We start from the raw sequence: 12,519 nt of genomic DNA, 5'->3' as shown, positions 1-12,519 counted from the left end.
GACCGCCGGGGCGGGAGCTGTGCTGGGATCGAGGTCATGAAATCGCGCTTTCTGTCCTACGCCACCACGCCGGTCAGGGGCTGCTGGCCCAGTTGCTCAGCGACCGCCGTCATCGTCGTGTGGACGGCGATCTGGTTGCTGGTCGGCACCGCCGTTATGACGCCATCTCGACCATCGCCGACGCGGGCCGGCAAGTCGAGAACGGTGCCCACACCATCGCGGACAACCTGAGCTCGGCAGGCCGTGGCGCGCAACATACTCCGGTCGTCGGAGACACCGTCGGCAAGCCGCTCGACACGGTCGGCCAGGCCGCCGTCGACGGCGCCCTGCACGAGCTGGAAACCACGGCCAGCTGGCTGGTGGTGCTGCTCGCTCTCGCCGTCGTCGCGGCACTGATCCTGGTAGCGGCCGTGCCGTGGCTTTATCTGCGGCTGCGCTTTTCCGGCGCAAGTTGACGGTCACGGCCCTGGTCGTGACCCCGGCGTGTGAACGGCTCCTGGCCTTGCTCGCACTGACCAATCGCTCACCGGCCAAGCTGACCGCGGTCAGCTTGGCCGGTGAGCGATTGGCGTCGCGAGGATCCCGTTACGATCCGCGCGTTGGCGGCTCTGGAACTACGCGCAGCCGGCATCGCACTTCGCGCGCGCTAACCGCTGGACAGTACAACGCGACGCACCCGCAGCAGGCCGGCGACCACCACAATCAGCCACGCCGCCAACGCGTCCCAGAAGAAAACGAGCGACAACGTGACCAGCGATCGATCTCCGAGTTCTGCCGCCATCGTGTAGCTCGCCGTCGAGTACATGCCCAGCGGGAAGACGAAGGTCCACCACACACCGGCGAAGTGCAGCATTTCAGGGCGACGACGGATGCGGTGCAAGCCGAAGTAGATCAGCGGCGGTATCCACAGCGTGGCCGCCGCCCACGTCGCCACGGTGACTACAACGACCGGCCCCACCAGCCAGCCCGGTGCCTGCAGGTAAATGTTCTCACCGGCCAGCGTCGCAATCGCCGACCCGCCCATCAAGATCCAGGTGTCAGGCTCGAATCCGTCCCGGTCCTGGCGCTCCGTCACGGTGCGCCACAGGATGAGCCAGGTCATCAATCCGTAGACGCACAATGCCGTCGCCCACACCGGCACCGCTATCCCGAACCACCAACTCTGCGATGTGGACCGAGCGACCTTAAGACGACGATCGCCAGACCAGAGGTTCCGACGCTGGCCAATTCCCACGCGTCGTGCGCCTGGTCCCGCAACACCGGCCACGGGCGCGCGGAAAAATTGCGCACGCTGAAGGCGACCAGTAGCAGCCAGGACGTCAATGCCGCTGTCCCCAGCACCCATACCAGGACAGGGTGGGTTGCCAGCCGACTGTCCAGCACCGCACAGGCGGTGACAAGGGCGAACAGCCGCAACGTGACATCGGGATCGCGCAGGTTCCACCGCGCCAGTCGCCGAGTCACGATGACCAGTGCCACCAGCCCCACCGACGCGAGGGCGCCCAGCGCTTGGCTGAGCCTCCAGTAGTGGTGGTTGGCCGCAGCGATGGACAGGATCCCGGTCGCCATCACCGCGGCGAACACATCGGGTGATGGCTCGAGGTCAGCGAGCCGCAACCTCACCGGTCCTCGAGGAGTTCCACAATGAGGTGCGGATGCCGGTGTGGCGATTGCTTCGCGTCCATTCGACGGGGCCGACCACTCGAACGGCGCCGAACCGAGACAGCAGCTCCTCGAACAGGACCCGCAGCTCCAGACGCGCCAGATTGGCGCCCAGGCAGTAGTGCACTCATTGGCCGAAACCCAAGTGCGGGTTGGGTTTCCGGCGAATATCGAACTCGTTTGCACGGTCGAACACGGGCGCAGGCACTGAACAGCAGGCTGAAGAAAAGGTACAGCTCGAGATCCGACGACGCGGGCGTGTCCGCGTCGTCGAGGACGGCGTTGGCCACGACCGACAGCATGTCGTCGGTGGGCTCGGCGCGCTTGGCCGCGATCAGCTCCTGGCCGTAGGCGTACATCCGCGACCCGGCGTCCTACACCGACAGCTGCGTCAACGCGGCCTTGCGCGAGCCACCGAAGTCGAGCTGTGGCTCGGTAGCCTGGAATAGCCAATGTCGTTCGGATTCCGGCACTCCCAGCAAAATGCAGATCATCTGCATGGGCAGCTCTGCGGCGATGTCGACCAGGAAGTCGAACGGCTCACCGGGAACCACGTCGTCGAGCAGCCGGCGCGCCCGCATCCGCAGATCGTGTTCCACCAAACCGTTCATGCGCGGCGTGAGCCCGGAGCTGACCAGCCGCCGGATCCGGGAATGCCGGGGGTCGTCCATCATGTTGAGCACCTGGCCCGCGGTGGACAGGTCCTGCAGCAATGTCCCGCCGAACGGTCGCGCGCCGCCGGTCACCGACTAGTACGTGACCGTATCCTTCAGCACCGCAAGGGTTTCGGCATACGTCGCGACGGACCAAAAGCCCTCACCGTCGGGGGTGTTGTCGGTGGGCTCGTGCCAATAGACCGGCGATGCACGGCGAACAACCCGTCGGCGAAGTTGTCCAAATCGGTGAAGTCGATCCGCGACAACGGCAATGCGAGCGTCACAGGATCGCCCCCGGCGTGTATTTGGCGGCATCCGGGTAGCTGCTGACCAGCGTGTCGACCGCCGCCGCCACTTCATCGACCTGATCGGCGGCCGCACCGGTGAACGCCTGCTTGTCGGCCAGCGCGGCGTCCAGCGCGGCGCGGTCCAGCGGCAGCCGCTCGTCGGCAGCCAGCCGGTCCAGCAGGTCGGACTCGGCGCCGTGTTCCCGCATCGCCAAAGCCGTTGCCACCGCGTGTTCCCGGATCACGTGGTGGGCGGCCTCGCGTCCCATGCCGGCGTGTACTGCCGCGATCAACACCTTGGTGGTGGCGAGGAACGGCAGGTAGCGATCCAACTCCCGTTCGATCACTGCCGGGTAGGCGCCGAACTCGTCAAGGACCGTCAGGAATGTCTCGATCTGGCCGTCGACCGCAAAGAAACTGTCCGGCAACGCGACCCGGCGCACCACCGAGCAGAACACGTCGCCCTCGTTCCACTGGGCACCGGCCAGTTCGGCGGCCATCAACGCGTAACCGCGCAGCACCACCTGCAGCCCGTTGACCCTTTCACAGCTGCGGGTGTTCATTTTGTGCGGCATCGCCGAGGATCCGACCTGGCCCGGTGCGAACCCTTCGGTGACCAGCTCGTGGCCGGCCATCAACCGAATGGTGTGCGCCATCGAGGACGGCCCGGCGCCCAGTTGAACCAGGGCGGAGAGCACATCGTGGTCCAGCGAACGCGGATACACCTGCCCGACGCTGGTCAAAACCGTTGTAAAGCCCAGGAATTCAGCAACCCGACGCTCAAGCTCGGCCAGCTTGACCGCGTCGCCGTCCAACAGGTCGAGCATGTCCTGCGCGGTACCCATCGGACCCTTGATACCGCGCAGCGGATAGCGGTCGATCAATTCGAGCAGCCGCGTCAACGCGATCAGCGTTTCCTGCGCCGCCGAGGCGAACCGCTTGCCCAGCGTGGTGGCCTGGGCAGCGACATTGTGGCTGCGCCCCGCCATCACCAGATCGCGATAGGTCACCGCGCGCTCAGCTAGCCGTGCGACGACGGCAACCCCGTGCGCGAACACCAGCTCCAGCGACCGCCGGATCTGCAGCTGTTCGACGTTCTCGGTGAGGTCGCGACTGGTCATCCCCTTGTGCACGTGCTCGTGCCCGGCCAGCGCATTGAATTCCTCGATGCGGGCCTTGACGTCGTGGCGCAGCGCGCGTTCCCGTTCCGCGATCGAGGCCAGGTCCACATTCTCGAGCACCCGCTCGTAGTCGGCGACCGCTTCCGCAGGCACCGCGACGCCGAGTTCCTCCTGGGCCCGCAACACGGCCAGCCATAAGTGGCGTTCGGCGACGACCTTGGCCTCGGGCGACCAGATCGCGACCATCTCGGCGCTGGCGTACCGGGCAGCCAGCACGTTTGGAATGCTCACCGGGTCAGCTTATCGACCGCGACACTGTGACTGGCAACGCGTTTCCCGAGTAGGCACGTCGGTAGTTGCAGCCTCGCGGGACACTGTGGCTCATGTACTTCGCCGGTGTCGACCTGGCCCGGGACGTCCGCAACCCGACCGACGTCGCGATCGTCGACTCCGACGGCCGCCTGGTGTGGAGCCCACGCGGTCCGCGACGACGACGAAATCCTCGACGAATTGCGGCCTTACCTGCACGGGCCACTGCGTGGTCGGATTCGACGCGCCGCTGGTGGTCACTAACCGCACGAGCACCCGCCCGGCCGAGGCCGCGCTCAACCGCGACTTTCGCCGGTTCGAGGCTGGCCGCCCATCCCGCCAACACCGGCAGACCCTAATTTGCCAACGGCCCGCGTGGGGGCCGAGCCTAAGCCGGGCATCCGACATGGCCATGCTGGTTCCGCTGATGGTGTTGTAGCGGGTGGCCGCGACGCTGGGCCTCGACCTGGATCCGCGCTCGCCCGGTCTACGGCGCGCAATCGAGGTCTACCCGCACGCCGCGACCGTCGCGCTATTCCGCCTGCACCTTGAAATACAAGCCAAGACCGGCCCGGCCGCTGGAGCGGCTCCGCTCCGAGCTGTTGCTGCTGGGCTGTTGCTGCTGATGGACGGTGTGGAGCGGCTCGCCGATGCCGAAGTTCGGCTGCACGTCGCCGATCACCGCGACTGGGGCGGGCTGCGCGCACAGGTCACGACCGCCCGGCACAAAAGCAAGCTGCGCCGCGCCGAGGATCCGGTCGATGCGGTGGTCTGCGCGTACGTGGCGCTGTACTCAGTGCGTTGCCCGGCGCGCGTCACGATCTAACGGCGACGCCGACACCGGGCACATCGTGACGTTGTCGCTGCCGCCCGAAACTACTCGGGCGGTGACGGATCAGAGCCGAGCCGGCCCGTTCGATGGGTGCCAGCACGTCGATGATGTCGATCACCGTGCCCATCGCCGCGGTACACGGATCGCAGCCCTCGGCCAGCGCCGAAACCACCAACCCGTCGACCGCACAGATCAGCTCGATCCGCACCACCCGGCCGGAGCGCTCAATCGCCTCCGCGACGGCGTCGGCACGCTGGCGCAGGCTGCGGCACATGGTCTCGCGCAGCGCGGTCAGCCGGGTGCACGCGATGTTTGCGCTCGTACCGCGAGATCAGCTGCTCGACGAGAGTCTGATCGGACAGATCGCCCACTAAAAGGTCGACCAACACCTCGGCGGTGGTCTCGGGTCCGCGGCGGCGGGACAGCGCATTGACGCGAGAGCGCAGCTAAGCCACCTCGATCATCGCGATGTGTTCGACCGCGCGGGCACAAGCGAGCTTCCGGCGCGGACTCCGGGGCGATGGTGCTCAACGAATTGCTGCCGATGCTCGACACCCAGCGGCCGGACACCTCGCGGGTGGCGGTGGCGTTCCTGGGGTGGTCGATGGGATACGGCGCCTTGCTGCTCGGCGGCCGGCTGGGCGCCGCGCTCACCGCGGCGATCTGCGCGGTGATCCCGACGCTGTGGCTGTCGTCGGGAGCGGCGGCGCCCGGCGCGTTCGACGGGCCCGGCGATTTCGCGGCGAATTCGGTATTCGGAATGCCTGCGTTGGCATCCATTCCGATCAGAATCGACTGCGGCGACAGCAATCCGTTCTACGACGCGACCAAACAATTCATCGCTCAGCTGCCCAATCCACCCACGGGCGGTTTCTCCCCCGGCGGCCAAAATCCCGCGTTCTGGAGTTCGCAGCTACCGGCCAAGTTGACTTGGCTGGCGCCGCTGCTTACGGTCCAGACCGGCACGGACCAGCCGAAATCGGCGGTAGCGCTACGCTCGCGTGCGTGAACGCACCTTTCGACTGGAACTTCCCTTACGCCTGGCCGCGCAAGCCTGTGCTGGGCGCCAACGTCGTGTGCACCTCGCAACCGCTCGCAGCCCAGGCCGGACTTCGGATGCTCGCTGAGGGCGGCAACGCGGCCGATGCCGCGGTCACCACCGCGATCGCGCTGACGTTGGTCGAGCCGGTGTCCAACGGCATCGGCTCGGATGCCTTCGCCATCGTGTGGGATGGCAAGCGGCTGCACGGCCTGAACGCCTCCGGCCGCTCCCCGGCAGCGTGGACACCAGAGTACTTCGGTGGCAACGCAATTCCGCTGGTCGGCTGGAATTCGGTGACGGTTCCGGGCGCGGTGTCGGCGTGGGTGGAGCTGCACGCCAAATTCGGCAAGCTGCCCTTCGAGAAACTTTTCGAGCCGACCATCGCCTATGGCCGAGACGGCTTCTTGGTCTCCCCGACCATCGCGCAGCAGTGGGCCGCGCAGGTTCCAATGTTCGAATCGCAGCCGGGATTCGCCGAGGCGTTCCTACCCGACGGGCGAGCACCGCGAGCCGGCGAGCGGTTCCGTTTGCCCGACCATGCGGCCACGCTGGAAAAGATCGCCACCACCGGCGGGGCGGCGTTCTATCGCGGAGAGCTGGCGGAACGACTCGAAGCGCACGCGACGGCGACCGGCGGCGCGATGAAGGTCAGTGACCTCGCCGCGCACCGCGCCGACTGGGTGGGCACGATCAACGGCGGGTACCGCGGTTACACCGTCCACGAGATACCGCCCAACGGTCAAGGCATCGTGGCGTTGATCGCGCTCGGCATTTTACAACACTTCGACATGGCTTCGCTGCCAATCAATTCCGCGGACAGCGTGCATCTGCAGATCGAAGCGCTCAAGCTGGCCTTCGCCGACGCACACGCCTGCGTCTCCGATATCGAGCACATGTCGGTCCGCCCCGAGGACCTGCTGGACGAGGGGTATCTGAAGCAACGGGCCGGGCTGATCGACCGCGACGAGGCCAACGCCGCGACGCCGGGCACCCCGGGCGGAGGCACCGTCTACCTCACCGCCGCCGACGCATCGGGCGTGATGGTGTCGATGATCCAGTCGAACTACATGGGCTTCGGGTCAGGCGTGGTGGTGCCAGGCACCGGGATCTCGCTGCAAAACCGCGGTGCGGGTTTCGTTGCCACACAGGGTCATCCGAATCAGATCGGAACCAACAAGCGGCCATTTCAGACGATAATCCCCGGCTTTGTCACCAAGGACGGCGCGCCGGTCATGAGCTTCGGGGTGATGGGCGGCCCGATGCAGCCCCAGGGCCACGTGCAGATGATGGTGCGCATCGCCGACCACGGCCAGAACCCGCAAACGGCCTGCGACGGACCGAGATTTCGCTGGGTGGACGGCTTGCAGATCAGCTGCGAGCAAGGGTTTCCGTCGTCGACGCTAGAGGAACTGCGTCGGCGCGGGCATGACCTGCTCACCGTTGACGACTACAACGCATTCGGCAGCTGCCAGGCAATCTGGCGTCTTCAGGACGGATACGTAGCGGCCAGCGATCCTCGTCGCGACGGTCAGGCCGTGGCGTTCTAGACCTGGATCTGGCCCTCTTGCGCCCGCAGTCCGATGTCGGTTCGGAAATGGCTGCCCGGCAACCGGATTGAATCCAAGATGTGGTAGGCATGCGCGCGCGCCGCGGCCAGGTCGGCGCCAGTGCCGACCACCGACAGCACCCGCCCCCCGGACGAGACGATGGCTCCGTCGTCGCGAACCGTCGTCCCGGCGTGTAGCACGCCCTCGGCCTCGGACCCGACTATGACGTCGCCCACCCGGGGCCGCCCCGGATAGTTCTCGGCAGCCAGCACCACCGCCACCGCGGCGCCGTCTCGCCAGCGCAGCTCACCGAAGTCGGCGAGCGTACCGTTCCCGGCCGCGTAGAGCAGCTGGCCGAGCGGCGTGTCCAGCAGGGCCAGCACAGCCTGGGTCTCGGGATCGCCGAATCGGCAGTTGAATTCGACGACAGCCGGCCCCTTTGCGGTGATGGCGAGCCCCGCATACAGCAGACCGGAGAACGGGCATCCGCGCCGGACCATCTCGGCCGCAACCGGTTCCACGATCCCTGTGAGCACCTCTCGGTACACCTGGTTGGGCAGCCACGGCAGCGGGGCGTAGGCCCCCATGCCGCCGGTGTTGGGACCGGTGTCGCCGTCGCCCACCCGCTTGAAGTCCTGCGCGGGCAGCAACGGCACCACCGTCGCACCGTCGACGATGCAGAACAGCGACACCTCGGGCCCGTCCAGGAACGATTCCAGCAAGACCGGATGCCCCGACTCGAGCAGGCCGGCGGCGTGGGCCCGGGCGGCGTCGCGATCCGGTGTCACCACCACGCCTTTACCGGCGGCCAGCAAATCGTCCTTGACCACCCACGCCGGGTCACCCGCCGGTGGGCCGAAGCGATCGAGCGCCGCATCCAAGTGCCCCGGATTGTCAATGATCTCGCTGGACGCCGTCCGAACCCCCGCGGCCGCCATGACCTCTTTGGCGAACGCCTTCGAACCCTCGATTTGGGCCGCGCCCTTGCTGGGCCCGAAGCAGACGATGCCCGCCGCCCGCACGGCATCGACCACGCCAAGCACCAACGGAACCTCGGGACCGATGACAACCAAGTCGGCGTCCACCGCGCGGGCCAGCGCAACGACGGCCTCACCGGAGGCGATGTCGACGTCGTGTTGCTCGGCGAGCCGACCGGTGCCGGCATTGCCCGGGGCGATCACCAACCCTGTGACCTGCGGATCCCGGCTCAGAGCCAGGAGCAAGGCATGCTCACGGGCACCGGAACCGATCACCAGAACGCGCACGACACGTCAGACTAGCCGCGCACCAACCGGACGCCTACGGCAGGTATGTGACGGTGGTCACGACGCCGCGATCCCCGCCCAGGCCGTCGCCGCGAAGTGTTTCCAACATGTTACGTAAGTGAGGTATACGATACGTCGACGTAATACATCAATAACCATTCAGCAACGACTGGTGAGTAGTCGGCATACAGTATTCAATACCTCAACATCACCCAAAAGGGCGGCACCTGCGTGCTGACCGCGACCGGCAGCCTGCTGGACACCAACGTCACCCTGAACCTGGCGATGCTGACGCTGATGCAGAAGAACCTGCAGGGCACCATCTTTGGCGGCGGTAACCCCGCAGTACGACATCCCGCAGCTGCTGTCGATGTACAAAGCCGGCAAGCTCAACCTGGACGACATGATCACGCGCCAATATCGGCTCGAGCAGATCAACGACGGCTACCAGGACATGCTGGACGGCAAGAACTTTCGCGGCATGATCCGCTACACCGACGCCGACCGGTAACCCTGCAGGCACGTCCATCAAGTGACATGGAGCCGAGGCAGGGCGTTGCGTTCGCGCCCGCTGGCGGGACAACCCGGGAACTGCCGGCCGACAGTGTCGTGATCGCCGGCGCGGTCCGGCCCGACACCGCGCGTTCGACGCATTGAAGGAGTGATGATCATGACCCAAACCGCTCAATCCCCGGCACTGACCGCGTCGCAGTCGTCGTGGCGATGCGCCCAGGCCAAAGACCGCGACGGGTGGCTGGCGCTGATGACCGACGACGTAGTCATCGAAGATCCCATCGGCAAGTCGGTCACCAACCCTGACGGCTCGGGGGTGCGCGGCAAGGCGGCCGTCGGCGAGTTCTTCGACAACAACATCGCCAAGAACCAGCTCACCATCACCTGTGAGAAGACCTTCTCTTCCAGCTCTCCCAATGAGATCGCTCATAATTTTGGTGTTGCAGAGCAGGTTTGAAGGCGGTATAAATAACAAGGTCCGCGGCGTGTTCCTCTATGAAGGTCAACGACGCGGGCCTGATCACCAACATGCGCGGGTACTGGAACCTCGACGTGATGGAGTTCGGCCAAGAGGACTGACGCAGGGTTGCCGGATCGTCGGCCCTATGCTGGGGCCATGCCGTCGATCTTCACCAAGATCATCACCCGTGAGCTACCCGGCCGATTCGTTTATGAGGACGACGACGTCGTCGCATTCCTCACCATCGAGCCGATGACGCAGGGGCACACTCTGGTGGTGCCCCGCGAGGAAATCGATCAGTGGCAAGACGTCGACAGCGCGGCCTTCGGCCGGGTGATGTCGGTGAGCCAGCTGATCGGCAAGGCCGTCTGCAAGGCATTTCGCGCCGAACGGGCCGGCCTGATCATCGCGGGGCTGGAGGTGCCACACCTGCATGTGCATGTCTTCCCCACCCGCAGCCTGAGTGACTTCGGCTTCGCCAACGTCGACCGCAATCCGTCGCCGGAATCTCTCGACCAGGCCCAGGCCCGCATCAAGGCAGCGTTGGAACAGCTGACCTGAGCTTCAGCTGACCTGAGCGACGACATCGCTGACCCGCGGCAGCGTGACGCGGAAGCAGCAGCCCTTGCCGGGCGCGGTTTCCACGGTCACGGTGCCGCCGTGAGCATGCACCAGCGATGCGACGATGGACAGGCCGAGCCCGGTCCCACCGCTGGCCCGGGCACGCGACGAGTCGGTGCGGTAGAACCGCTCGAAGATGCGCGACGCGTCCTCCTGACTCATGCCCGGCCCCGTGTCGGCCACCTCGATCACCGCGTCGTCGGCTGAGGTACCGACCCGGACAATGACGCCCGCGGCGGCGGGGGTGTGCTGCAAGGCGTTGGCCACCAGATTGCTCAACACCTGACGGATGCGTGGTTCGTCGCCGACGACCTCGGGGGTGCCGGGCCCGTCCAGGACTTCCATCGAAATGCTGCGCTTGGGATCGATCGCCTGCCCATCGTGCACGGCATCGCTGGCCAGCGCCAGCAGGTCGACCCGATGGTGTTCCAGTGGCCGTTGCACGTCGAGGCGTGCCAGCAGCAGCAGGTCGTCGACCAGGAGTCCCATTCGGCTGGCTTCGTTCTCGATGCGCGAGAGCAGCATGGCGACGTCGCGGGCGGCGCCCTGCCGATACAGTTCCGCGAAACCGCGGATGGTGGTGAGCGGGGTGCGCAGCTCGTGGCTGGCGTCGGTGATGAACCGGCGCATCCGATCTTCGGAACCCCGGGCCTTCTCGGCCGAAGACTCCGACGACGCCACCGCCTGCTGAATCTGCGTGAGCATACCGTTGAGCGCCAACGACAGCCGACCCACCTCGGTTCGCGGATCACGTTCTGGCACACGGCGATCCAGCTGCCCGGCGGCGATCGCCGCGGCGGTCTGCTCAACCTCGATCAACGGCTGCAGGCTGCGATGGACCACCGCGAAACCGACGATACCCACGACCACCAGCACCGCCACCCCGATGCCGACCTGCAACCACACCAGCGACCGCACCGTGTGATCAACGTCGGAGAGATCGATCGCCACGGTCGTCAGGCCGTTGGGTCCGCGCACCGAGACCGCCCGCCACTGAATGTTTGAACCGTTGACCGATTCCAGCGTTGTCGGATTCGGGCCGACGTCGTTGCCCGGTGGCAGGGCCGGCTCGGCGTTGCGGTCATTGATGGCGGTGAACGGCTTGCCGTCGGGACCGACACTGCGCACGTAGTACTTCGACGGCGGCCGCCCCGGATCCGGGCCCTCGTAGGGCGACGCCGGGACCTGCCGCCGCGGCGCGGACGCCCAGCCACGGGAGGCCTCCAGCAGCGTCTGGTCGATGCGGCTGATCAGGCTGTGCCGCAGAATCGAGGTGACCATGACACCCGAGGCCGCCAGACCGCAGGCCACCAACACCAGGGTCGCCGCGACCAGGCCCACCCGCAGGGGCAATCCGCGCCGAACCGGTGTAGGCGTCTCCGTAGTTTTCGCCACCGATCGCTACTTTCGCCGACTGGCAGAGGGTGTACTCAGCGCGGCTCCCGCAGGACGTAGCCCACTCCACGCAGAGTGTGCAGCAGCCGCTTCTCCCCAGTATCGATCTTGCGACGCAGATAGGACACATAAGACTCGACGACGTTGACGTCGCCGCCGAAGTCGTAATGCCAGACGTGGTCGAGGATTTTCGGTTTACTAAGCACCGTTCCCGCGTTGATCACGAAGTAACGCAGCAGGGTGAATTCGGTGGGAGACAACGACACCGGTACGCCGGCCTTCCACACTTCGTGGGTTTCCTCGTCGAGTTCGATGTCGGCGAATGTCAGCCGGGCGTTGTGTGCTTCCGTGGTGCCCTTGCCGGCACGGCGCAGGATGACGCGCAACCGGGCGACGACCTCCTCCAGGCTGAACGGCTTCGTCACATAGTCGTCGCCGCCCAGCGTCAATCCCGCGATCTTGTCCTGCAGCGAGTCACGGGCGGTCAGAAACAACGCGGGCGCATCGATGCCGTCCGCACGAAGGCGGCGCAGCACCCCGAACCCGTCCATCCCTGGCATCATGACGTCGAGAATCACGGCTTCGGGCCGGGTTTCGCGCGCACGTTCGAGGGCTTGGGCTCCGTTGGTCGCCGTGGCGACCTCAAAACCCTGGAACTTGAGGCTTACGGAGAGCAATTCGACGATGTTGTCCTCATCATCCACGACGAGAACACGTGCTTCCGGTTTGGTTTCGTTTACGGTCGGAGCTGTCATCTGCTTAACTTCCGCCTTGTTGTACGTTGCCTTGGCAATTATTGTGCAAATCCT

6 protein-coding genes and 8 pseudogenes are annotated in these 12,519 nt (G+C 66.1%); 7 read left to right on the top strand and 7 right to left on the bottom strand.

Annotated elements, in window-relative coordinates:
• The first annotated feature begins 36 nt into the window (after window positions 1-36).
• Window positions 37-650 (top strand): annotated as a pseudogene (locus FQ389_RS04040) (hypothetical protein).
• Here the strand turns inward: FQ389_RS04040 and FQ389_RS04035 are convergent.
• The 3 genes and pseudogenes from FQ389_RS04035 to purB form a co-directional block, all read right to left on the bottom strand.
• A pseudogene (locus FQ389_RS04035) lies at window positions 647-1,623 on the bottom strand (tellurite resistance/C4-dicarboxylate transporter family protein). The pseudogenes FQ389_RS04040 and FQ389_RS04035 sit on opposite strands and share 4 nt — an antisense overlap.
• Window positions 1,604-2,602 (bottom strand): annotated as a pseudogene (locus FQ389_RS04030) (cytochrome P450). Before FQ389_RS04030 ends, FQ389_RS04035 begins: the two co-directional pseudogenes overlap by 20 nt.
• A complete protein-coding gene (gene purB, locus FQ389_RS04025) occupies window positions 2,599-4,017 on the bottom strand; it encodes an adenylosuccinate lyase (RefSeq protein ID WP_144206119.1) in 1,419 nt (472 codons plus the stop codon). The pseudogene FQ389_RS04030 and the gene purB overlap by 4 nt, the downstream one beginning before the upstream one ends.
• A 92-nt stretch (window positions 4,018-4,109) precedes the next feature.
• On the opposite strand from purB, the pseudogene FQ389_RS21120 reads away from it, so the two are divergent.
• Window positions 4,110-4,940 (top strand): annotated as a pseudogene (locus FQ389_RS21120) (DUF429 domain-containing protein); the annotation flags it as partial.
• Window positions 4,941-4,946: 6 nt separating this feature from the next.
• Here FQ389_RS21120 and FQ389_RS18980 read toward each other — a convergent pair.
• Window positions 4,947-5,355, bottom strand: a pseudogene (locus FQ389_RS18980) (TetR family transcriptional regulator); the annotation flags it as partial.
• Here FQ389_RS18980 and FQ389_RS04015 point away from each other — a divergent pair.
• Together FQ389_RS04015 and FQ389_RS04010 are read left to right on the top strand one after the other, a co-directional pair.
• Window positions 5,355-5,876 (top strand): annotated as a pseudogene (locus FQ389_RS04015) (hypothetical protein); the annotation flags it as partial. The pseudogenes FQ389_RS18980 and FQ389_RS04015 overlap by 1 nt on opposite strands.
• Window positions 5,873-7,456 (top strand): gamma-glutamyltransferase family protein, encoded by a 1,584-nt coding sequence (locus tag FQ389_RS04010; protein ID WP_144206118.1) that lies wholly within the window; start codon window positions 5,873-5,875, stop codon window positions 7,454-7,456. The pseudogene FQ389_RS04015 and the gene FQ389_RS04010, both read left to right, overlap by 4 nt.
• Here the strand turns inward: FQ389_RS04010 and purD are convergent.
• Window positions 7,453-8,721: a phosphoribosylamine--glycine ligase gene (purD, locus tag FQ389_RS04005; RefSeq protein WP_144206117.1), complete on the bottom strand. Its 1,269-nt coding sequence runs from the start codon at window positions 8,719-8,721 to the stop codon at window positions 7,453-7,455. The two genes, FQ389_RS04010 and purD, sit on opposite strands and share 4 nt — an antisense overlap.
• Window positions 8,722-8,919: 198 nt before the next feature.
• On the opposite strand from purD, the pseudogene FQ389_RS04000 reads away from it, so the two are divergent.
• The 3 genes and pseudogenes from FQ389_RS04000 to FQ389_RS03990 form a co-directional block, all read left to right on the top strand.
• Window positions 8,920-9,232 (top strand): annotated as a pseudogene (locus FQ389_RS04000) (alcohol dehydrogenase); the annotation flags it as partial.
• A 159-nt stretch (window positions 9,233-9,391) separates the two neighbouring features.
• Window positions 9,392-9,813 (top strand): annotated as a pseudogene (locus FQ389_RS03995) (ketosteroid isomerase family protein).
• A 37-nt stretch (window positions 9,814-9,850) separates the two neighbouring features.
• A complete protein-coding gene (locus tag FQ389_RS03990) occupies window positions 9,851-10,255 on the top strand; it encodes an HIT family protein (protein ID WP_144206116.1) in 405 nt (134 codons plus the stop codon).
• Between the two features lie 3 nt (window positions 10,256-10,258).
• On the opposite strand, the gene FQ389_RS03985 is transcribed toward FQ389_RS03990, so the two are convergent.
• A complete protein-coding gene (locus FQ389_RS03985) occupies window positions 10,259-11,710 on the bottom strand; it encodes a sensor histidine kinase (protein ID WP_260860481.1) in 1,452 nt (483 codons plus the stop codon).
• Between the two features lie 35 nt (window positions 11,711-11,745).
• A complete protein-coding gene (locus tag FQ389_RS03980; protein WP_144206153.1) occupies window positions 11,746-12,465 on the bottom strand; it encodes a response regulator transcription factor in 720 nt (239 codons plus the stop codon).
• Window positions 12,466-12,519: the final 54 nt, after the last annotated feature.

The sequence above is a fragment of the Mycobacterium tilburgii genome, from assembly GCF_902168065.1.
GTDB classification, from domain to species: Bacteria; Actinomycetota; Actinomycetes; order Mycobacteriales; family Mycobacteriaceae; genus Mycobacterium; species Mycobacterium tilburgii.
The sequence above is the reverse complement of the archived record's forward strand: the minus strand, read 5'-3'. Positions and strand labels throughout refer to the sequence as shown.

What these genes read in the sequence shown, in the direction of transcription:
- FQ389_RS03980 (WP_144206153.1), bottom strand. Translation starts at nt 12,465, where the DNA reads ATGACAGCTCCGACCGTAAACGAAACCAAACCGGAAGCACGTGTTCTC.
- FQ389_RS03990 (WP_144206116.1), top strand. Translation starts at nt 9,851, where the DNA reads ATGCCGTCGATCTTCACCAAGATCATCACCCGTGAGCTACCCGGCCGA.